At 66.5% G+C, this 20797-nt stretch carries 16 protein-coding genes and 1 tRNA gene; 10 read left to right on the forward strand and 7 right to left on the reverse strand.

Going from position 1 to position 20797, the window contains the following annotated elements:
* Positions 1 to 8 precede the first annotated feature (8 nt).
* The 9 genes from EXR94_03320 to EXR94_03360 all read left to right on the forward strand — a co-directional run bounded on the left by EXR94_03320 (position 9) and on the right by EXR94_03360 (position 12689).
* Complete coding sequence (locus EXR94_03320) at positions 9 to 665, forward strand: DUF4159 domain-containing protein (GenBank protein ID MSR01760.1); 657 nt, start codon at positions 9 to 11, stop codon at positions 663 to 665.
* Positions 666 to 3920: a hypothetical protein gene (locus EXR94_03325; GenBank protein ID MSR01761.1), complete on the forward strand. Its 3255-nt coding sequence runs from the start codon at positions 666 to 668 to the stop codon at positions 3918 to 3920.
* On the forward strand, positions 3917 to 5650 hold the full coding sequence (locus EXR94_03330; protein MSR01762.1) for a hypothetical protein: 1734 nt from the start codon (positions 3917 to 3919) through the stop codon (positions 5648 to 5650). The genes EXR94_03325 and EXR94_03330 overlap by 4 nt, the downstream gene beginning before the upstream one ends.
* Before the next feature lie 107 nt (positions 5651 to 5757).
* Positions 5758 to 6939 (forward strand): asparagine synthetase B, encoded by a 1182-nt coding sequence (locus tag EXR94_03335; GenBank protein ID MSR01763.1) that lies wholly within the window; start codon positions 5758 to 5760, stop codon positions 6937 to 6939.
* A 55-nt stretch (positions 6940 to 6994) separates the two neighbouring features.
* The gene (locus EXR94_03340) at positions 6995 to 9508 is read left to right on the forward strand and encodes a helicase (GenBank protein ID MSR01764.1); all 2514 of its coding nucleotides are present in this window, start codon (positions 6995 to 6997) and stop codon (positions 9506 to 9508) included.
* 41 nt (positions 9509 to 9549) lie between these two features.
* Entirely contained in the window at positions 9550 to 10164 is a 615-nt protein-coding gene (locus EXR94_03345; protein ID MSR01765.1) for an FAA hydrolase family protein, read from the forward strand.
* On the forward strand, positions 10161 to 11360 hold the full coding sequence (locus EXR94_03350; protein MSR01766.1) for an aminotransferase class I/II-fold pyridoxal phosphate-dependent enzyme: 1200 nt from the start codon (positions 10161 to 10163) through the stop codon (positions 11358 to 11360). The genes EXR94_03345 and EXR94_03350 overlap by 4 nt, the downstream gene beginning before the upstream one ends.
* The gene (locus tag EXR94_03355) at positions 11341 to 12255 is read left to right on the forward strand and encodes a hypothetical protein (GenBank protein MSR01767.1); all 915 of its coding nucleotides are present in this window, start codon (positions 11341 to 11343) and stop codon (positions 12253 to 12255) included. The genes EXR94_03350 and EXR94_03355 overlap by 20 nt, the downstream gene beginning before the upstream one ends.
* Positions 12252 to 12689 (forward strand): hypothetical protein, encoded by a 438-nt coding sequence (locus EXR94_03360; GenBank protein ID MSR01768.1) that lies wholly within the window; start codon positions 12252 to 12254, stop codon positions 12687 to 12689. The genes EXR94_03355 and EXR94_03360 overlap by 4 nt, the downstream gene beginning before the upstream one ends.
* Positions 12690 to 12704: 15 nt before the next feature.
* Here EXR94_03360 and EXR94_03365 read toward each other — a convergent pair whose 3' ends face one another.
* The 6 genes from EXR94_03365 to EXR94_03390 all read right to left on the reverse strand — a co-directional run bounded on the left by EXR94_03365 (position 12705) and on the right by EXR94_03390 (position 19255).
* Positions 12705 to 14129: a glutamate--tRNA ligase gene (locus EXR94_03365; GenBank protein MSR01769.1), complete on the reverse strand. Its 1425-nt coding sequence runs from the start codon at positions 14127 to 14129 to the stop codon at positions 12705 to 12707.
* 18 nt (positions 14130 to 14147) lie between these two features.
* A tRNA-Ser gene (locus tag EXR94_03370) sits at positions 14148 to 14238 on the reverse strand.
* 27 nt (positions 14239 to 14265) lie between these two features.
* A complete protein-coding gene (locus tag EXR94_03375; protein ID MSR01770.1) occupies positions 14266 to 15051 on the reverse strand; it encodes an ABC transporter permease in 786 nt (261 codons plus the stop codon).
* Complete coding sequence (locus EXR94_03380; protein MSR01771.1) at positions 15048 to 15989, reverse strand: ABC transporter permease; 942 nt, start codon at positions 15987 to 15989, stop codon at positions 15048 to 15050. The genes EXR94_03375 and EXR94_03380 overlap by 4 nt, the downstream gene beginning before the upstream one ends.
* Positions 15990 to 16001: 12 nt before the next feature.
* Positions 16002 to 17552, reverse strand: a complete 1551-nt coding sequence (locus EXR94_03385) for a peptide ABC transporter substrate-binding protein (protein MSR01772.1) — start codon at positions 17550 to 17552, stop codon at positions 16002 to 16004.
* Positions 17549 to 19255, reverse strand: a complete 1707-nt coding sequence (locus tag EXR94_03390; protein MSR01773.1) for a M28 family peptidase — start codon at positions 19253 to 19255, stop codon at positions 17549 to 17551. The genes EXR94_03385 and EXR94_03390 overlap by 4 nt, the downstream gene beginning before the upstream one ends.
* Positions 19256 to 19556: 301 nt before the next feature.
* On the opposite strand from EXR94_03390, the gene EXR94_03395 reads away from it, so the two are divergent.
* Positions 19557 to 19931 carry a hypothetical protein gene (locus EXR94_03395; protein MSR01774.1) on the forward strand — a complete coding sequence of 125 codons (375 nt, stop codon included), beginning with the start codon at positions 19557 to 19559 and terminating at the stop codon, positions 19929 to 19931.
* A gap of 349 nt (positions 19932 to 20280) precedes the next feature.
* On the opposite strand, the gene EXR94_03400 is transcribed toward EXR94_03395, so the two are convergent.
* Positions 20281 to 20748, reverse strand: a complete 468-nt coding sequence (locus EXR94_03400) for a hypothetical protein (protein MSR01775.1) — start codon at positions 20746 to 20748, stop codon at positions 20281 to 20283.
* Between the last annotated feature and the right edge of the window lie 49 nt (positions 20749 to 20797).

Genomic DNA, 20797 nt, shown 5'->3' on the forward strand with positions numbered 1-20797 from the left:
GGGGACCAATGAAGGGTTGGATCGTGGCGGTGGCCGTCGCGTCGGGTGCCGGCCCTCTGTCGGGCCAGGAACCGATGACGATCGGTCGCCTCCACTACGACGGCGGCGGCGATTGGTACGCCAACCCCTCGAGCCTGCCCAACCTGCTCAAAGCGGTCGGAGAGCGGACCCCATTCCGGATGGCGAGCCGCGAAAAAGTCGTCCAATTGCTCGATGACGATGTCTGGCAGGTTCCCTATCTCTACATGACGGGGCACGGCAATGTCAAATGGAACGAGCGGGAACTCCCGGTGCTCCGTCGGTACCTGGAGCAGGGCGGGTTTCTTCATGTGGACGACAACTACGGCATGGACGAGTCGATTCGGCGAGAGATCGCCCGGCTCTTTCCAGGCCGGCCGTTGACGGAAGTGCCGTGGGATCATCAGGTCTACCGGATCGTGTACGAATTTCCGAAAGGGCTCCCCAAGATTCACGAGCACGACGGAAAGCCGGCTCAAGGGTTCGGGATCTTCATCGACGGCCGCTTGGTCCTTTATTACAGCTACCAAAGTGATTTGGGCGATGGCTGGGAGGATCCCGACGTGCACAAGGATCCGCCTGAGAAGCATGAGGCCGCCCTCCGGATGGGGATCAATCTGTTCACGTATGCGGTCGGAGGACGGTAGATGGCCCCGCGCCTGACTCCGGCCGCGCTGGCGCAACTGGTGGCCCCGCTTCGGCAGGCCGGCGTGCGGCTCGTCGGTGTCGGCGGCCTGGCGCTGGTGCTGACGGGCCTTGCGGTCCCGACCTGGCTCGCCCGGCTCGGGATCGTCCGATCGCCGTTGTGGGTGGTGGTGGCGTGGCTGCTGGCCTTCCTGGCGGCCGGCCTGTCGGTCATCGTGGGCCGACGGGTCTGGCGGCATTTTTCCGCCACCACGGTCGCGCTCACGGTCGAGCGGAGCGGGGGCTGGCGCCACGGCGCGGTCACGTCGCTGCTGGAGGCAACCTCCGAGGGGACCAGCCTCGAGCTGCTCGCCGCCGCGGACCAGTCCTGTGCCACCTCGTTAGGCGAACGCGGGGCCGCGGCGCTCGAGCCGGAACGCCGCCGATGGGCCGGGTGGGCCCGGATTGGTCACTGGGCGCTGGCCGCGGGCGTCGTGGGGTTCGCGGCCGTCGGCCCCCATCGCGGGGTGGGCCGCCAGCTGTGGTCGCCAGGGGCGGCCTGGGCGTCGTTTCTGGCGCCCGTGCAACTAATGTCCGATCGGACCACAGTCGATCGGGGCGAGTCGGTCCGGCTCGACCTCCGGGCGGCGGGCCGGAGCGACGCGGAGTTATGGCTCCGAGCCAAAGGCGAGCCGTGGCGGTCCGAGTCGGTGGCTCTTGACTCCACCGGCCGCGCCACGAAGACCATCGGGCCGCTCGAAGGAGATTTCTACGCCTTGCTACAGAGCGGCGGCCGGACCTCCGACACCGTCTTGGTGCATGTCAGGATGCCGGCCTTCCTCGGAAGATTGGCGGTGACGGCGAACTACCCGGCCTACCTGCGGCTCGAGGACGAGACCCTTCCCACCACCGGTGACACGTTGCTGCTGCCGGCCGGGACGAGGCTTTCGACCGTGGGGGAAAGTACCGCCGACTTGGCCGTGGCCCAGTGGAACCTCGGCGGGGCGTCGGTGCCCCTCGACGTCAGGGGCCGGGAATTCCGGGGGGCGGTCCTGCCCCGGGCAACCGGCGTGCTCGAACTCGAACTCCAGACGGCCGACGGCGCGCCGATCGGCGGCGATCCGATCCGCATCCCGGTCGTGGTGGTGCCGGACCGGGCCCCGGAGGTCGACGTGCCGGTTCCCGGCCAGGACACCATGCCGGTGTTAGGCAACGAGCTGGCGTTGGTCATCGACGCCCGTGACGATCACGGTTTGGCGTCGGTCGTCGTCATGGCGCAGCTCGGACGCTCTGGTTCGGCGCCGATGAGCAACGCCATTCCGTTGCCCTCCACCGGGACCGACCGGGCATTGCTCTCGACTCGGCTCGACTTGGCCCGCTTTGCGTTGACCGCCGGTGACACGCTCGCCTATTGGGTGGTGGTGCGGGACAACGCCCCGCAGGCCAACGTGACCCGGTCCCGGACGTTCGTCTTGGTGGTCCCGACTACGGTCGAAGCCCGAGCCGAGCAACGATCGGCATCCAAGCAAGTCGCCAAGATCATCGACTCGCTGGTCAACCAGGCCAAGCAACTCCAGCGCGAAACCGAAGACCTGAGCCGCGAGCGGCAGCGGAATTCGTCGGACAAGGGCGATCCGTCCCTCGGATTCGAGGAGGCCAAGAAGGCCGAGCAAGTGGCGCGCGACCAGCAGGACCTGATGGATCAGGCCGAAGGGCTGAAGGACCAACTTGAACAGCTCGATCGGGCTACCGAGAAGAGCGGGGTGGCCGATTCGGCCTTCCGGAAGCAACTCGACGACATCCGCCAACAACTCGACAAGGCGTTGACGCCGGAGATGCGGAAGCGGCTCGACGAACTGCGGGAGGCGCTCAAGAATCTCGATCCCCAGGGAACCAAAGACGCGCTGAAAAAGCTCGCCGACGCCCAGGAGAAACTCAAAGAGGCTTTGGAGCGGACCCGTGAGCTCTTCAAGCGGGCGGCCCTCGAGGGCGAACTCGGCAGTTTGGAGCAAGAGTCGAAAGAGGTGGCGGAGCAGCAGAAGAATTGGAACGAACAGGTCAATCAGGCGGACAGTTCCGCGGCCGGCGCAAAGGAACAGGCCCTGGCCGAGCGGGCCGATTCGGTGGCCCAGGGTTTGGAGCAGGCGGCCAAGCAGATGAAGCAGGAGGAACGCCAGGAGGCCCTCAAGGAGAGCGCCCAACAGGCCAAGCAGGCCGCGCAGTCGATGCGGGATGCCGCGAAGTCCGCCAAGAGCGGCAAGAAGCAGGCGGCGAAAAAGCAGGGCGAGGATGCCGCGGCCAAGATGGAAGAGGTTCAGAAGGACGTGAAAGAGCAGAAGGACGATCAACAGGATGAATGGCGCCAGGAAGTGATCGATGCACTGGACCGGGCGTTGGCGGAAACCGCCCGGTTGAGCCAGCGACAGTTGGCGGTGAGCAACTCGGTCGGTCGGGGCACCTCGATCGCGCAATCACGGCTCGAACAAGGGGTGCTGGAAGAAGGCGTCCAGAAGATCGTCGAGCAGGTCCTGGCGGTGAGCGGCAAGAACGCGTTGGTGTCGCCCCAGATCGGGGTGTCCTTGGTCCAGGCCCGGCTCCAGATGGCCCGGGCCCGCGAAGCGATTTCCTCGGCATCGGCCAACCTGCGGGAGGCGGCGGAGCAAGCGGGCGAGGCGGTCGACGCGCTCAATGTGGCGGCGTTCCAGATGCTTCGGGCCCGGGACGACGTGCAAGGGTCCTCCTCCGGCTCCGGCCTGGCCGAGGCGATGCAAAAGATGCAGCAGATGGCCGGCCAGCAGGGCAGCATGAGCCAAGAGGGCAACAATCTGTTGTCCATGCTCGCCAGCCAGCAAATGCAGGGGCAGCTTCAGGCCATGGCCCAGCGGCAGCGGCAGTTGGCCCGGGATTTAGAACGGCTTCGGGCCGAGACCCAGGCCCCCGGCACCCGCGACTTGGCCGAAGAAGCCCGCGAGCTGGCCCGCAAGCTCGAGGCGGGGAGGATCGACCGCGAAACGGTGGACCGCCAGGAACGTCTGTTCAAGCGAATGCTCGACGCCGGCCGGACTTTGCAGGGCGAAGAAAAAGACGAAAAGAAGGAACGGGAAAGCACGACGGCCAAGACTGATTCGTTGAGCATTCCGGTCTCGCTCCGGCGACTGCTCGACCGCTCCGGCCAGATTCGGTTGCCGAGTTGGGACGAGCTGCAGCGGCTGAGTCCCGAAGAGCGGCGGCTGGTAACCGACTACTTCCGCCGTCTGACCGCCCAAGGCAAGCCGTGATCGGCTGGGTCCGGGTCGTCGGGTGCCTCTCGGTCCTCGTGGGAACCGCGGCCGGGGCTCAGGACCGCCCTCCGGATCCGGCGACCCGCGCGTTCGACTTGGAGCGGCGCGGACAACACGGGGCCGCCGCCGAGATCTACCGAACCATGCTGGCTGCTCGCCCCGCCGACCTCGGGGCCCTGCTGGGTTTGGAACGGTCGTTGACCCCGCAGAACAAAGTGGCCGATATGGTCCCTTCGGTTCGGCGGGCCCTTGGCAGCGGCGATCCGTCCGGCGCGCTGTTCGGGATTGCCGTTCGGGTGTACGCCGTGGCGGGTTTGGCTGACAGCGTCCGGCCCATTGTCGATCGGTGGGTGGCGGCGGAGCCCGGGTCCGAGTCGCCGTATCAGGAATGGGGGTCGGCCGCCCTCGGCGCCCGCGACCGGATTCAGGCCAAGGCCGCCTATCTCCTGGGCCGGGAACGCCTTGGCCGTGACGCGCTGGCCGCGGAACTCGCCCAGTTGGCCACGATTGAGTCCGACTACGAGACAGCGGTTCGGGAGTGGCTGGTGGCGGTTCTGAAGACGCCGCCGTATCGGTCCGCCGCGGTCTCTCTCCTGGCGCAGGCTGCCGTGGCCGGCCGACCGACGGTGCTTCGGCAGCTCGATCAGGCCAAGAGCGGCCAGGCAGAACGGATTGCGGCGACGCTGACGATTCGGTGGGGCGACCCAGTGGGCGGGATCCGGCGGATTGAACGCGCCATGCTGGTGCTGGCGGAGCAGTCGGTTGAGGCTTTGCAGGACGGGCTCGATGAAATCCGGGGGCAAGCCGGCCGGGAGTTCGGGATGGCAAAAGGGATTGCGCTCGAACTGTTAGGCACCAAGGTGCCGGGGCAAGCCACTCGGTACTGGCTCGAATCGGCCCAGGCCTATGCGGACGCCGGCGATCAGGGGTCGGCCCGGCGGATGCTGTCGCGGCTGGCGGCCGATCCGAAAGCGTCACCAACGATGGCCGCGTCGGCGACGTCGACGCTGGTGACGGTGCTGGTAGCTGAAGGGAAGATGGAGGAAGCTACCAAGCAGTTCGGCCAGCTCAAGGCCGTGCTGGCCGAGGAGGAGCGGGCGGGCCTTCAAGTTCGGTTGGCGGAGGGGTGGATCGGGGCCGGGAAGCTCGATCGGGCCGAGCACGCGGTGGCCCAGGACAGTACGGTTGAAGGTCTGGCGGTGCGCGGGCGAATCCGGCTCTACCTCGGGGATCTCGGCGAAGCCTCGAGTCTGATGCGAATGGCCGGGCCGTTTGCCGGGGCCCGGGACGCGTCGGTCTCCCGAACGACGGCGTTGTCGCTGATCCAGGTGATCGACGAGGACAGTCTGCCGACGTTAGGCGGAGCGCTGCTCAAGCTCGAGCGGCGCGACAGCGTGGGCGCGGCGGGCGACCTCGAACTGGTGGCGGCCACGCTGCCGCCGGATCGGGGCGGGGCCGAGGTGTTCTTGCTGGCCGGCCGGGTCCATGGCGGCCTGGGCAGCCGGCCTGACGCCGAGCGGCTCTTCCAGCAGGTTTGTGGGCTCAAGATTCCGGCCAGTGCGGCGGCCGCGGGTTACGAGTTGGCCCGGATTCTGGTGGCCACCGACCGGAAGGCCCAGGCGATCGAACGGCTCGAGGAACTGTTGGTGGCCTATCCGACCAGTGCCGTGGCGCCCCAGGCCCGCCGACTCCTTGATATGGCGAAGGGAGCGATTCCCCCGGGATGATGCCCCGACGGCGTTTCCTCGAACTTGGCGCCGCCTCGCTGGCGGCCGCCACCCGGTGGCCCGAGGCCGGCACCCCGCGCCGACTGGCCGACCATTTTCTGGTCCCGATGGACGAGACCCAGTCCGACCATCTCAAAGCGTACGGCCTGACCTACCGGCTGCTGGCGCGGGGCGGGAAAGCGGAGTGGTTCCTCAACTATCGGGCGGGGTCGTTCCTGCTTCCCGGCGACAGTGCGACGGCCCGGGATGCCGCGCTGGCCGGCGTGACCATCGAGCCGGTCGATAGCGGGACGGTGTTTCAGATCAAGGCCGAGATCGCGCAGGCCAACATGGACGCCGTGCCGCTCGAGAAGGCGCCGAAGGTCGCGGTGTACGCGCCGCCGGGCGCCGCGCCGTGGGATGACGCCGTGACGATGTCGCTTCAGTATGCCGGGATCGAGTTTGAGAAAATTTGGGATGAAGAGGTGGTTGGCGACAAGCTCTGGACCTTCGATTGGCTCCACCTCCACCATGAAGACTTCACGGGGCAGTATTCGAAGTTCTTCTTGAACTACAATGGCGCCCCCTGGCTCCAGGACATGGTCGAGCGGAACGAGCGGATGGCGCGGAAACTCGGCTTCAAGGATGTGCCGGCCGACAAGCGGGCCGTGGCGTTTGCGATCCACCAGTTCGTCGACCGAGGCGGGTTCTTGTTCGCGATGTGTACGGCCACCGAAACCCTCGATTTGGCGCTCGCGAGCGACGGGGTCGACATTGCCGCGAGCTTTGCCGACGGCTCGCCGATGGACGGAAATGCGACGAGCAAGATGGATTGGGATCGAGCGCTGGCGTTCCAGGGAGCCCGGCTCGAGCAGAGTCCGTCGATGGCGTTGTACTCGGATATCGACGGTCATCAAGTGAACTCGCCGGACCGGCGGCAACCGCTCGGCTCCTTCACCCTCTTCAACTTCAGCGCCAAGATCGATCCGGTGGCGACCATGCTGGTCCAGAACCATCGACAGGTGATCCCGGATTTCTACGGACTGACGACATCGTTCATGAAGAACCGGCTCAAGCCGGGGATCACGGTACTGGCGGATGAACCTGGGGCGCCGTGGGCCAAGTATATCCGGGGCGAGCGGGGGCAGGGGACCTGGGCGTTCTTCGGGGGGCACGATCCGGAAGACCCCCAGCACCAGATTGGTGACGCACCGACCGATTTGTCGTTGCATCCCCACTCGCCGGGATACCGGTTGCTGCTCAATAACGTGCTGTTCCCCGCCGCGAAGAAGAAAGAGCTCAAGACCTGACGGTTGCCGCGTTTAATTGGTACGGCGCAGAGCTCCGGCGCCGCTATCTTGCAGCATGTCCGCTCCTCCCCACCGGATCCTCCCTGTCGCGCAGGACGTGATTGCCCAAGAAATCGCCGCGGCGGGAGGCCGGGAGGTGTGCTTCGTGGCGGTGGTCTCGGCCGCCGGCGTGGTGACCGAGGCCCGCGCGGTGGCCCGGGGTACTCCAGACATGGTCTTAGCGCTGCCGGGTACCGCCCGTCGCGGAGAGATGGTGCTTCACAACCACCCGACGGGGCATCTCGAACCCTCGCATGCCGACCTGAGCGTCGCGGCCCGATTCCACGACGCCGGGGTGGGCTTCGGGATCGTCAACAACGAGGCGTCGGCGTTATATGTGGTGGTGGAGGTTCCCCGAGCTCGGGTGGAGCAACGGCTCGACCCGTTCGAGGTGGTGGCCGTGTTGAGCGAGGGCGGTTCGGTCGCGAAGCTGATGGGCCAGTACGAAGACCGGCAGAGCCAGCGAGACATGGCGGCGTACATCGCGGACGGCTACAACGACGGCGGCACTCTGGTGCTGGAGGCGGGTACCGGGGTTGGGAAGTCGTTCGCCTACCTGGTTCCGGCGCTGGCGTGGGCCCGGGCCAACGACGAACGGACCGTGATCTCGACGAATACCATCAACTTGCAGGAGCAGTTGGTCGGCAAGGATCTCCCGCTCCTCCGCCAGGCGTTAGGCGACGAGGTCCGGCAGCCGACGTTTGCGTTGCTCAAGGGGTGGCGGAACTACCTCTGCTTGGCCCGCCTCGAGGTTGCCACGGCGGGCCAGCAGTCGCTCCTCGAGGAAGGCCGGATCGGCGAACTCATTACGATTGCGGAGTGGGCCGGCCGAACCGGCGACGGAACGGTGGGTGATTTGGCCACCCCGCCGAGTGTCGAGGTGTGGGACGAGGTGGCGGCAGAGTCCGATCTCTGCCCGCGGCTCAAGTGCCCGCACTTCGATCGGTGCTTCCTGTTCCGGGCTCGCCGGAAGGCCGCGGAGGCCGATGTGGTGGTCGTCAACCACCACTTGCTCGCGGCCGATCTCGCGGTGCGGGCGGCGTCCGACAATTGGGACGATGCCGCCGTGCTTCCCCCGTACCAGCGATTGATTTTGGATGAGGCCCATCACCTCGAAGACGTCGCCGCCTCGCACTTGGGCCGGCAGCTGTCGAGTACCGGCGTTCGACGGCTGCTCGGAAGGCTGGAACGGAACGGCCGCGGGTTGGTGCCGACCCTGGTCCGGGAGTTGATGCGGGACGGCGATGTCCTCTCGCGCGCCAGCCTCGAGCTGGTCCGGGACAAGCTGGCACCCGCCATCAATGATGCCCGGCGGTTCTCCGAGGCCATGTTCGAGCGGCTCTATGGCCGGTTGATCACTGAGGGTGGCGGTTCGATTCGGCTCCAGGACGAGTTTGCCGCCGATCCGATCTGGGGTGAGGGACTGGGACGGGAGGTCGACGCCTTGCTCGGCTCGTTCCGGCGGGTAGCCGACGAAGTGGCCACCGTGGCCGACCGGCTGAGCCAGGGCGAAATGACCGATCGACGGAACCAACTGATGCTCGAACTCAAGGCTGTCATTCGGCGGCTCGAATCGGGCACCGACGCCTTGAACCAAACGCTCCGTCCCGTCGGGGGCGGTCCTCCGGTCGTTCGGTGGATCGAACGAAGTGGTCACAAAGGCCTTGGCGTGTCGCTGGCCGCCGTGCCGTTGGACCTGGCGCCGGTGCTCCGCGCCCTGGTGTTCGATCGCAACAAAACCGTGGTCTTGACCAGCGCAACGTTAGCCGCCGGTGGTGAGTTCGAGTTTCTGGAGGCCCGGCTCGGGCTCGATCAGGCACCCAGTCCGGTGACGGTCCGGGAGATGCTCCCGTCTCCGTTCGACTACCCATCGCAGTGTCTGTTCGGGATTCCGAATGACATGCCCGATCCCCGTGAAAACGAAGCCGCCCACGATCAGGCGGTGGCGCAGGTCATTGCCGATTTGGCCGCCGCGTCCGACGGCGGAATGTTTGCGTTGTTCACGAGCCACGGGGCGCTCCGCCGAGCGGCGGTCCGGCTTCGGAGCGGGCTCGACCCCCGGTGGCCGCTCCTGGTCCAGGGCGAGGGAGGCCGCGACCAGCTCCTCCGGCGGTTCCGGGAGTCGGGCAACGGAATCCTCCTCGGCACCGATTCGTTCTGGGAAGGCGTCGATGTCCCGGGTCGGGCGCTCCGGACGCTGGTGCTTGGAAAACTGCCGTTCAAGGTGCCCTCGGAACCCCTGACCGCGGCCCGGCTCGAGCGGCTGGCGGAGCAAGGGGTCGATGGGTTCGCGCAGTATCTGCTCCCGCACGCGGCCCTGAAACTGAAGCAGGGGTTCGGGCGGTTGATCCGCTCCAAGACCGATGTCGGGGTCGTGGTGCTGCTCGATAGCCGGGTGTTGACCCGGCGCTACGGTCCCTGGCTCCTGAGCGGCCTCCCGAGAGCGTCAAGAATCGAGGGACCCTGGTCGGCGGTCCGGACCGCCGCGGAGGACTTTTTTGCCCGGCACGGGATCGGCGCATCGACCTGAGCGGGCGACCATTCGGCCCCGCCACGCATTATTCTTCAGGGATGCAAACCACACCGTCGAAAATCGTATGTGTCGGGAAGAACTACCTCGAGCATGCCAAGGAAATGGGGAGCGAACTCCCCGCCGATCCGCTGTTGTTCCTGAAACCGCCGAGCAGTCTGATCGGGCCGGGCGAAGCGATCGTGCTCCCCACGCTGTCCACTCATGTCGAGCACGAGGCCGAAATCGGCCTCGTCATCGGGACCCGGTTGCGGAAGGCCACCGAGGACGAGGCGATGCGGGGGATTCGGGGGTTCGTGTGTCTCAATGACGTGACGGCTCGAGACTGGCAAAAGAAGGAATCCCAGTGGGCTCGGGCCAAGGGGTTCGATACCTTCTGCGCGGTGGGCGACGACGTGGTCGGCGGGCTCGATTGGGCCGCCCTCGAAGTCATTGGCCGGGTCAACGGCCAGGTGCGCCAGCACGGCAAAGCCCGGGACATGCACTTCTCGATTCCGTTCCTCCTCGCCCACATCAGCCAGGTCATGACCCTCGAACCGGGCGATCTCATCGCCACTGGGACGCCAGCCGGGGTGGGCCGCCTGAATCCCGGCGATGTGGTCGAGGTCGAGATTCCCGGGGTCGGAGTGCTTCGGAATCCAGTCGTGGCCGGATGACGATCAGAGGGAGTGCTCGACTCGGACAACTGCCCGGTTATCCCCTCGCTGAGATCCCGGGCATCAAGCGGCGGTTGCTCGACGCTGGGGTCGATGTCATTGACCTTGGAGCCGGCGACAACGACACGCCGCCGCCGGCCCCCGTGGTGGCCGCCATGGGTGAGGCGCTCGCCGATTCGGCGATGAGCAAGTACGGTTTCCAGCAGGGGTATTTCCCGTTTCGCGAGGCGGCGGTTCGCTACGTCCACCGGCGATTCGGTCATCAGTTCGATCCGACGACCGAGGTCTTGCCCCTGATTGGGTCGAAGGACGGGTTGGCCCATCTCCCGTTTGCGTTCGTAAATCCGGGCGAGGTCGTCATTCTGCCGGAACCAGGCTATCAGGCGTACATCGGCGGGGCCGTGCTGTCGGGCGCGATCCCGTTTCAGTATCCGCTCGTCGCCCGCGACGGCTTCCTGCTCGAGCTCGACCAAGTGCCGGCCGCGACGCTGGCGCGGACCCGTTTGGTGTACGTCAACTATCCGAACAATCCAACCGCCGCGGTGGCGTCGATGGCCTACCTCGAGCGCACCGTGGCCGCCTGCCGCCGTCACGGGATCGTGCTCGCATACGACAACGCCTACTGCGATCTCACGTTCGATGGCTACCAGGCGCCCAGCATTTTCGACGTGCCGGGTGCCCGCGATGTGGCGGTTGAATTCTTCTCGCTCTCGAAGAGCTTTTCGATGACCGGGTGGCGGGTCGGTTTTGCGATCGGGAATCCGACCTTGATCGGCGGTCTGAACAAGGTCAAGTCGTACACCGACACCGGACCATTTCTCGCCACCCAGCGGGCCGGGGTGGTCGCGCTGGATCGAGCCGAGGAGTTCACGGCGCCGATTCGGGACGAGTTGGCACACCGCCGCGACGCCGGTGTTCGGGCCCTCGCGACGATTGGCCTCTCGATCGAATCGCCGAAGGCCGCCATGTATTTGTGGGTGCCGTTACCGTCCGCAATCCCGTCGGCGCCGTTTACGCGGTTTGCGTTGGAGACCGAGGGGGTCGTGACCCTTCCGGGGAGCGGGTTCGGACCGGCCGGTGAGGGATATTTCCGGATCGCCTTGACTGTGGGCCAGGACCGATTGACCGATGCGGTTGGGCGGCTCGGCCGGGCGCTCGCGGCTTTCCAGGCTCGGGGTGACCACTCCGCCGCGTAGTATCCTGCCGCCGACTGGGCGGCGGTTCCCTTGGCTCGCCATGGTGGCGAGCCTGGGGGTCCATTCCTTATTGCTGTTGGTCAAGGTTGCCGCGTGGCTCCCGCCGCGGGAGACCCGGCGGCAGGTCGTGTACTACCCGCTGGGCACGGTTGGTCCCCAGGCCGTCGAGATGGCGTTTCGAGAGCCGTCGGCCGGTGGGGCCCGGCGCCGGCCGCCGAACGCGGGCGCCTCGGTATTGCCAACTCTGGATACCGGTCCGGAACCGGAAACACCCCCGGAGCCGGACGCGCCAACGGTGGTGGCTCCGCCGCCGACGGCGGACACCGGTTCTGGTGTCCCGGGCGATGCGGCGCGGGCCCGCTATGGCCGGATCGGTCCGGCCCAGGGCGAGGGCAAGCTTTGGGCACGGCCGCTTCCGCTCCCTCCCAGGGACTTGGCTCGATACGTCGCTCGGAGCCAAACGGAATTGGTGGACAGTGCCGTGACGGCCATTGTCCAAGCCTATCTGGACTCGGTGTTGACGGTGGCGGCGGCCAGCGATCCGATCCCGAAGTGGGTTACCAAAGTCGGTGACCAGCAACTGGGGATCGACGCCCAATGGATCTATCTTGGTCCGATCAAGGTGCCGACCGCGCTGGTGGCCGGGATCCTGAGCGCATTCGGGGCCCTGCCGGCCGGGGGGAGCGCTGAAACGGCCGACTATCCCAAGTTCCGGGCCCTCCAGCAAATGCGCGAAGACACGCAGATCGCGGCCCGCCGCGCGGCGACGATGGCCGATTTCAAACGGGCTATTCGGGAACTCCGGGCCGAGCGCGAGCGGCAGCGGGATTTCGACAAGAATCAACGGACTCCGCCCCCCAAGACGGCGGATTCCACTGGGGTCAAGCCACCATGAAGCTGGTCGATCGAGATGAGACGGTGATGGTCGTCGTCGGGGTGGGGGAGGCGAATCGTGATCGTCCCTTTGCCGTGACGGTGCGCGATGCCATCGACTCGCGAGGCAACGGCCAGTTCTATCGCCGAGCCTTGGTCGTCGGCGACCAGGAGTATCTCGACCGCCCCGAGTTGCATCGGCACCCCACGATTGCCGTCGGAGGTCCCGGCGTCAACGCCGTGTCGCAGCGACTGGTGGCCGATGCCCCGCAAATGTGGCAATCCGACGAACGGGCGTTCGTGCAGGGGGACATCGAGGGGATCCCGAAGCGGGTGGTGATCTGGGGGATGGACGCCGGCGCCACCAGCCGAGCGGTTGATGCGTTCGTTGGCGAGGGCCTGCTCGATCTCCTGCTGGACCGAATCTGGCGCTTCAAGCCTGTCGCGATCGTCTAGCTGGGGCCGCCCCGCTTAGCTCCGGGCCGCGACCTCCGCCAGTCGGGCGAGGACCGTTGCCTTCCCGACCACCGCCACAAGTTCGTTGACCGGTTCCGAGACGGTATCGCCCGTCAGGGCAACCCGAATCGGTTGCATGGCATCGCCCAACTTGATCCCCGCGGCCTCGGCCGACCGTTTGATCGCCTCGAGAATCGGCTCGGGGTGCCACTCCGCGTCCGGAATGGTGCCGAGCGCCTCGATCGCCAGCCGGAGGCTCGCGGCGTAAGCCGGTCCCATCTTCGTGATCAGTGCCTCGCCCTTGGGCTCGAGGGCCGCCCGGCTCGGGTCGAGCCGGACCGCCACCCGCTCGGCCAACTGGGTCAGCGTCCGGGCGCGGGATTTGACCGCGTCGATGGCGGGGCGAAGGTCCCGACCCGCGAGGGCCACGCCGAGATCGGCGAGATGGCCCGCGATGAGGCCTTCGATCGACGCAGCCGGTAAGGTGGAGAGATACTGACCGTTCATCCATTCGAGTTTGGTGACATCGAAGACGGCGGCCTTCTTTTGGATTGCTCCGAGCGAGAAAGCTCCAGTCAGGTCGGCTTCCGGCATGATCTCCCGGTCGTCGCCTGGGGACCAGCCGAGGAGGGCCAGAAAATTCCGCATCGCCGCCGGGAGGATGCCTTGGGCCTGGTAGTCTCCCACCGCCGTCGCACCGTGGCGCTTCGATAACTTCTTGCCATCGGGACCCAAGATCATCGGCACGTGACCGAACACCGGCAGGGGGGCGCCTAACGCCTGGTAGAGGGCGATCTGCTTCGGGGTGTTGGAAATGTGGTCGTCGCCCCGGATGACGTGGGTAATCCGCATCGCCACGTCGTCGGAGACGACGGCGAGGTTGTAGATCGGCGTCCCGTTGGTCCGGAGAATTACCAGATCGTCGAGGTCCCGGCCTTGAAACGAGATCCGGCCGTGAATGGCGTCGTCCCAAGCAATCTCTTCGTCGGGCATCAGGAATCGGATCACGAACGGGGTGCCGGCCCGGACCCGCTCGTCGATGCCTTCCTCGGACAGCCGATGGCACCGGCGATCGTACTTGTAGGTGTCCGCTCCGCCCGGAGCCGCTTGGCGCGCGGCCTCGAGTTCCTCTTTGGTGCAGAAACACCGATACGCCTTCCCGGTCCGAAGCAACCGCTCGGCATCGGCCCGATGGCGCGGGCCGTCCGCCCCTTGGAAGTACGGCCCCTCGTCCCAGGTAACCCCGAGCCAGGTGAGGCCGTCGAGGATCACTTGGGTGTGGGCGTCGGTACTCCGGGCTTGGTCGGTGTCCTCGATCCGGAGGATCAGGGTCCCGCCGGACTGCTTGGCATAGAGCCAGTTGAAGAGGGCGGTCCGGGCACCCCCGACATGGAGGTAGCCGGTCGGGGACGGGGCAAAACGGAGCCGGGGAGCGGTCATGGGATTTTGAGCCAAAAACGGAGTGGGAGGGATTCGAACCCTCGATAGGGGATTTCGCCCCTATAACGGTTTAGCAAACCGCCGCCTTCAGCCTCTCGGCCACCACTCCAGCGGGGGGGAAATTGGGGCGAGGGGCTCACTTATGCAACCCGCCCCGTCTCTGGATCTGTTCCCCGACGGTGTTGGCGGCCAGGACGGTCAGAACGATCAACAAGCCGGGGTAAAGCGCCAGCCAGGGGGCCTCTCCCAAATTCTGTTGCGCCCCGGTGAGCATGTTGCCCCAACTGGCCATCGGGGGCTCGATCCCAAGCCCCAGGAACGACAAGGCCGACTCGGTGAGCACGGCTTGCGCGATCCCGACGCCGGCGGCGGCGATCAGAGTGGGGACGAGGTGGGGGAGCACGTGGCGGGCAAACCGGGCCGGCGGGGGCTGGCCGAGGGCCTGGGCCGCCAGGACGAAGTCCCGCTCTTGGAGGCTCAGGCTCTCCGCCCGGACCAGCCGGGCGATGCCCATCCAGGCGGTCAAGCCGATAGCGGCAATCAGAGTGGTGGTCGAACCGCCGAAGAGGGTCACGATGACCAAGAGGATGAAGAAGGACGGAACGGCCATCGCGGCGTCGAGCAGCCGGCTGGTGGCCACGCTGAGCCAGGGGTTCCGGGCGGTCGCGAGGCCGCCCACCGCCGTACCTACCGCCACCGCGACCACACCGGCCAGGAGCCCCACCACCAGCGAGACCCGGCCGCCCGACATCAGCCGGGCCAGGACGTCCCGGCCGCTTTCGTCGGTGCCTAACGGATGGGCGCCCGACATTCCCGCGACCGTCAGGGTGAGGTCGATGGCGGTCGGGTCGGCGTGATAGACCAGTGGCCCGCCGAAGGCAAACAGCACCAGCAGGGCGAGGGGCAGGAGGGCTCGTGTCACGGCCCGACCCGGACCCGCGGATCGGCCCACCTGTAGGCCAGGTCCAGCAGCAGGTTGGCGAGGATCACCGTGGTTGCGACGACCACGGCGATGCCCATGACCAGCGGATAGTCACGGCCGAGCGCCGCCTCCACCCCGAGCCGGCCCATTCCCGGCCAGGCGAACACCGTCTCCGTGACGGCCGCGCCTCCGACCAGGATCGGGACCTGGAGCCCAAGGACGGTCAGGACCGGGAGGAGTACGTTTCGAAAGATGTGGCGGCCGGTCACCTCCCGCGGGCGGAGCCCCCGTGCCACCGCCGGCGTCACGTGCGGAGCTCCCCGATTGGACCGGACCGCTGCCTGAGTGAACCGGATCAGCTCGGCCGAGATCGGGAGCGCCAGGACGATGACCGGTAAGACCAAGTGGCGGAGCCGATCGACGAACGATCCCTCCTCGCCCGGGGTCATCATGCCGCCGGCCGGCAACAGCCGCCATCGGGCTGCCACGACCATCAGGGCGACAATGCCGAACCAGAATGGCGGAATGGCGAGGGCCGTGAAGTTCACGACCGTCACGACCCGGTCAATCGGGGAGCCCGGCCGGGCGCCGACGTAGAGCCCGACCGGTACCGCAATCAGCAGGGCCACCGCCACCGCCAGCGCCACCAGCAGGATCGTGTTGGGGAGCCGGTCGAGCACGGTATCGAGAATGGGCGTCTGGTAGAGAAAGCTCCGGCCCAGGTTGCCCCGGACCACGTTCGATTGCCAGGTCAGATATTGAACCGGCAGCGGGCGATCGATCCCGAGTTGGGTTTCGATGGCGGCCCGCTCGACTGCCGAGAGCTTGGGGTCCGCAAGGACCGCGGGCCCGCCGGGGGCGGCATGGATCAGCACGAAGGTGGCGGTCGTGACGATCCAGAGGACGATGAGCCCCTGAAGCAGCCGGGCGGCCAGCATCCGGAGCACCGGTCAGCGCGGCTCGAAGTGAAGCCGCTCGCTGTGACGCATGGCGTCGCGAATGCCGAGGGGCGGCAGTCCCCGCAAACCCGCCCGGCGGACCTGGATTTCCCGGGGATAGTAGAGCACGAGGACCGGGGGATCGATCGCCTCGACGGCCTGAAAGGCGAGGTATGCTTGGCGCCGCGCTGCCGGGTCGAGGGTCACGCGGCCGACGGTCAACAGCGAGTCGGCGGTCCGATTGGAGTAGACGACGTCGTTGTTCGACTGACCCAAGCCGTAGTAAGAGAACTGGTCGGGATCGAGCGGGGTGTTCCACCAGACCAGGTAGGCCTCATACCGATGGGGCACCACGTAGTCACGAACCATCGAGGCAAACTCCATCGTATTGATGGTGACGGCCACGCCGACCTTCTTCAGATCTTGTTGGACGGCGACGGCGGTCTGTTCGCGGCTGGGGTTTCCCTTGTCGACCAACAACGTGAAAGCAAATCGCCGACCAGCGTGATCCTGGAGCACGCCGTCCCCGCCGCGTCGCCAGCCGGCCTCGGCCATCAGCGCGAGCGCCGCGGTGGTATCGTAAGGGATCTTGGGCAACGAGTCCGCGAAGTAGTCCCGGAGCGCGACCGGAATCGTTCCTTGGGGGTAATCGGCAAAGCCCCGAAGGACTCCGTCGATGATCGCCTGGCGATTGATCGCGAGCGTGAGGGCGCGCCTCACGGCCGACGACCGGAAGAGCGGGTTGCCCTGGTTGAACCCGATGTAGTAGTGCTGGGGAACGCTGACGTGCTCGATCCGGAGTTCCGGGTCCGACTCGAGCCCCCGGAGGTTTGCCGGCTCGAGCGTTGCTAAATCAAGCTCACCGGCCTGGAGTTGGGCCACCTGGGCATTGACGTCGGGCACGATCTTGAAAATGATCCGGTCAAGGCCGGGCTTGGCGCCGTAATACCGAGGATTGGCGGTCAGGACGATGTAGCTGCCGGGCACCGATTCGACGACCTGAAACGGGCCGGTGCCGATTGGCCGGGACCGGTTGAAGCCGACGGCATCGGCGATTCGGCCCAGGAATGCGTGGGCCGGGATGATGCCGGCGTTATGGCCGAGCAGCGTAAGAAACGGGGCTAGCGGCGATTTGAGCCAAAAACGGACGGTGAGGCTATTGACGATGGTTACCGAGTCGACCACCGAGAAATCCGACCACTGGAGCGTCCCGGACGAAGGATCGAGGATCTGGTCGAAGGTGAATTTGACGTCGGTGGCGGAGAACGGCCGGCCGTCGTGCCACGCGACGCCGCTCCGGAGCGCGAAGGTATACTGGCGGCCGTCGGCTGAAATTGTCCAACGGGTGGCCAGATCGGGCTCCGGGGTCAGGGAGTCGCTTGGACGTACCAGCCCCGGAAAGATGATCTTGTTGATCAGGACCGATCCGATGTCCGGCGAGAGCGGGGCGTTCATGATCGGATCGTTGATGATCGCCAGCCGGAGGGAACGCTCCGGCGGTCGTTGCCGGCTGCATCCGAACAACGTCGCAAGGACGAGGCAACCCCGGAACGCGGTCCTCATGCCAACGCCATCTCGACATCCCGGCAGGCGTCGTTCAGCGCCGCCACGAACCGATTCTGCCCTCGCGTGAGGTGGGTCCGGATGAAGCCTCGGCGCGACGAATCCGCGGCCGGCATTCCGGTGGCCGGGGCCAGGTCGGGGAGAGGCGGAATCGACTCGGCCTCATCGTGGAAGAATCCGGGCCGGGTCGTGAAGTTGACGGGTACAAGGTGCCGGGCGAGCCGGCGGATGGCCCGATTGATCCGGCGGACCGCAGGGTCGCCGGCCGGCCGGCCGGTCAGGCGGGCCGCCGCGGCGCCGAGCGAGGCGACCGCATCGCCTAACGCCGCGATTGCCTGCCGGCTCGGCTCGAAGGAAAAATCGGAGCCTGCCGCCCGCTGGTACCGGTCGAGCGTGCCGGAGAACTCGCGGAGCGTGGCCCCGAAGTCGAACGGCGCGATGGTGTCGTTGGCGGCCTGCATGACGGCGGCCAGGTAGATCTTGATGTCGGTGAGGAGAATCGTCCGGTCGGCGATCTCCATCGTGTCGTCCTCAGTATGCCACGCGATGTTGGCCCCACAACCCCCAACGGCGTAGTACCCCTTGGCCGCCCGGTCTTCCGGCGACATCGTGGACAGCAACATGAAGTAGGCGCTGATTCCGATGTTGTTGAACGAGTAGTCGCCCGCCTGATAGGGACGCTCGCCCTTCGCCTCCTTGCCGGAGATGTCCCGGATCACCGCTTTGGCGAAGGCCTCGGTTTCCGACATCCACGCGATCTCGAGATACTCCGTGGCCCAACGGCACCCGGGCGAGTCGCAGTTCACCTGGGCAATGCACGACTCGTACAACTCGGCCGCGTAGTGATCGGCAAACCAGGTGCTGCCGGCGTACCGGCCGGTGGAATGCCCCGGCCACCAGGCAATCCAGACCGACCGCTTGAGGTCCGAGCGGCGAGTCCACAGCACCCGGGCGATCTCCAGCATGGTGCCGTCGCCGACCGCGTTGTCGCCGACGCCGACGTCCCAGGAGTCGTAGTGGCCGTGGAGCAGCACGAACGGCTCGGCTTCGTCGGTCCCGGCAATCTTGACCACGGGGATCGGCGACCGGTACCACCCCTCTTCCAGGTGCGACTCGATCGTCCCGATCTCGTTTCGGCGGGCTCGTTCGATCAAGACTTGGCCGTCGGCGGCGTTGACGGCCACCACCGGGATCGAAGGCTTCCGAGGCAGGTCGTAGAGATCCGGGGTGCCCCAGACGGTGGTGCAGATGCCCCAGTGGGCGTTCTTTCCCGGATTGACCGCGATCAGGCCGGCCGCGCCGAGCGCCTCGTAGTGCGCGACCTTGCCGGGCATTCCGAACCCTTCGGTAATCACGATCCGGCCGCGGACCTCGGGATCGCGGTCGGACCCCGATGGGCGAGAGAAGAGCTCCTCGAGGCTCGGATCCTGTTGGTTCGGAAGGTAGAGGAGCGGGGCCGTAGTTCCGCTGGTGGCTCGGCTCATGGCCATGGGCTTGGCTCGATATGAGCCGCTCCCGACCCTGACCTCCGCCGCTCCCGGGATGCTCAGAAAAAGCTCAGGCTCATGCACGGTGACCGGGATGCCGAGGGCGGTCAAGCGGGCCACGATATCCTGGGCGGCGGTTTCGACATCTCGGGGGTGTTCGCGCTTCAGGGTCGAAAACCGTTCGATCAGAGGCCAGGCGTGGTCAACGGTGGCCATTCCAATCGCGTGACGCACTTCGGGTCGGAGCACGGAACCCTCGAATTCGGCTGAGCAGTGAGGTGGTGGGAGGCGCTGGACCCCCCCAATCTATTGCCAATTTGGAACTACTGTCCAGTCGCGCCGTTTACCTTTCAACACAGTATTGTTTATGTACATTGACATTGTGAGTGTCACAGCATGATGTCAATCGTAAACAATTGTTATTAAACAGCTTATTAACTTTTAACATGGTGTTGAAAAGTTGCAATGTACTATTTTTAGTCTTGTTGAACAATTCGTGGATAGCTAAGTTGCGAGGATGAGGCCGCCTCAAGCCGGGCGATCACCCTCCCTCGGCACTCTCGGCCTCCTCCTGCTTACTGGCTGCTCCGCGGAGCGGAATGCTGGGCTCGATGGCAACCCGGCTGATCCCGAGTGGGTGGAGCTCTCGCCAAGCGAAGGGGCGGTTGTCGTTGGCGCCACGATTCGGTTCGTGGTTGACGTCGTTCGGCGCGATGGAGCTCGCGAGCGAGCTGCGGTCGCCCGGTTTGAAACGACTGGCGGCACCATTGACGCGACCGGGCTCTACGGCGCTGCCGCTCCGCCGGGGCGGTTCGTCGTCCGGGCGGTAGTGCCGGTGGCGGCCGGTCGCGAACTCGCGGGGGAAGCGTCGGTCCACCGGGGGAGTGATTGACTCGAGCGGCTGGTTCACCGCCGGCTCCGTCGCCCTGAAGGCCTCCGTGGTCGGCTCGGTCACAATCGCCGGCCGGCTGTTTCCCGACAGCGGGACGGTCGTGGTTGCCGCGTCGGCTCAGCCGCGTCCACCCTGCCGCCACGGCCGTGTTGCAGGTTGGGGCGGCGGCCCAGTTCACCGCTACCGGACGGATGTCGGATGGGACGACCGTGCCGGCTCAGGGGACGTACCGCGCGACCGGTGGCCAGGTGACCGCGACCGGGCTTTATACCGCGGGCCAAGTGGCCGGCGCGTTTCGAGTCTGGTTCGAACCCGCCACCGGGAAAGCCGACACCAGGCTGATTCAGATTCAACCGCCACCGCCGCCCGCGTTCGCCCAGGTTTCCCACGTCAAATGGCACCGGTCGGCGAAGAATTCCGCCGGGTGGCCCTCGCGATCCAGGAGGTGGTGCAAGATTTCGTGGCGGACCACCATCTCGTGGCCGAGGTAGCGCCCGGCGATGATGATCCGGGTCACCGACCCGTTCTTCTCCCCCATCCTGACTTTGGCGCCATCGCCGGTCTCGAAGATCTCCGCGCCGGGCACGACAAACCATTGAATCTGTTGGAATTGGCCCCGAATTCCCGAGCAGGCCTCGGTTCGGTCGAACCAGGTCGCGAACTCGGCCCGAGCGGCGATTTGGACCGCCCCAGCGGGCAGGGCGAGCGAGGGCGAGAAGGCCGCACAGCCTCCGATCATGGCGGCCGCCAACGCCATGACGCCGAGGCGAATGCCGAGAGTGTGACGACTGTAGTTTGGCCGCGACAAAATCTGCACTGGACCACCGTCGAAGATTTCGACTGTCGAAGAGGCGAACTATGTGCCA

This window comes from Gemmatimonadota bacterium, assembly GCA_009692115.1.
In the GTDB taxonomy this organism is placed as follows: Bacteria; Gemmatimonadota; Gemmatimonadetes; order Gemmatimonadales; family GWC2-71-9; genus SHZU01.

Excerpts from the sequence above, each read along its gene's own strand:
- EXR94_03320 (MSR01760.1), top strand. The coding sequence starts at position 9 with ATGAAGGGTTGGATCGTGGCGGTGGCCGTCGCGTCGGGTGCCGGCCCT.
- EXR94_03325 (MSR01761.1), top strand. The coding sequence starts at position 666 with ATGGCCCCGCGCCTGACTCCGGCCGCGCTGGCGCAACTGGTGGCCCCG.
- EXR94_03335 (MSR01763.1), top strand. The coding sequence starts at position 5,758 with ATGGACGAGACCCAGTCCGACCATCTCAAAGCGTACGGCCTGACCTAC.
- EXR94_03340 (MSR01764.1), top strand. The coding sequence starts at position 6,995 with ATGTCCGCTCCTCCCCACCGGATCCTCCCTGTCGCGCAGGACGTGATT.
- EXR94_03345 (MSR01765.1), top strand. The coding sequence starts at position 9,550 with ATGCAAACCACACCGTCGAAAATCGTATGTGTCGGGAAGAACTACCTC.
- EXR94_03350 (MSR01766.1), top strand. The coding sequence starts at position 10,161 with ATGACGATCAGAGGGAGTGCTCGACTCGGACAACTGCCCGGTTATCCC.
- EXR94_03360 (MSR01768.1), top strand. The coding sequence starts at position 12,252 with ATGAAGCTGGTCGATCGAGATGAGACGGTGATGGTCGTCGTCGGGGTG.
- EXR94_03365 (MSR01769.1), bottom strand. The coding sequence starts at position 14,129 with ATGACCGCTCCCCGGCTCCGTTTTGCCCCGTCCCCGACCGGCTACCTC.
- EXR94_03380 (MSR01771.1), bottom strand. The coding sequence starts at position 15,989 with ATGCTGGCCGCCCGGCTGCTTCAGGGGCTCATCGTCCTCTGGATCGTC.
- EXR94_03385 (MSR01772.1), bottom strand. The coding sequence starts at position 17,552 with ATGAGGACCGCGTTCCGGGGTTGCCTCGTCCTTGCGACGTTGTTCGGA.
- EXR94_03390 (MSR01773.1), bottom strand. The coding sequence starts at position 19,255 with ATGGCCACCGTTGACCACGCCTGGCCTCTGATCGAACGGTTTTCGACC.
- EXR94_03395 (MSR01774.1), top strand. The coding sequence starts at position 19,557 with ATGAGGCCGCCTCAAGCCGGGCGATCACCCTCCCTCGGCACTCTCGGC.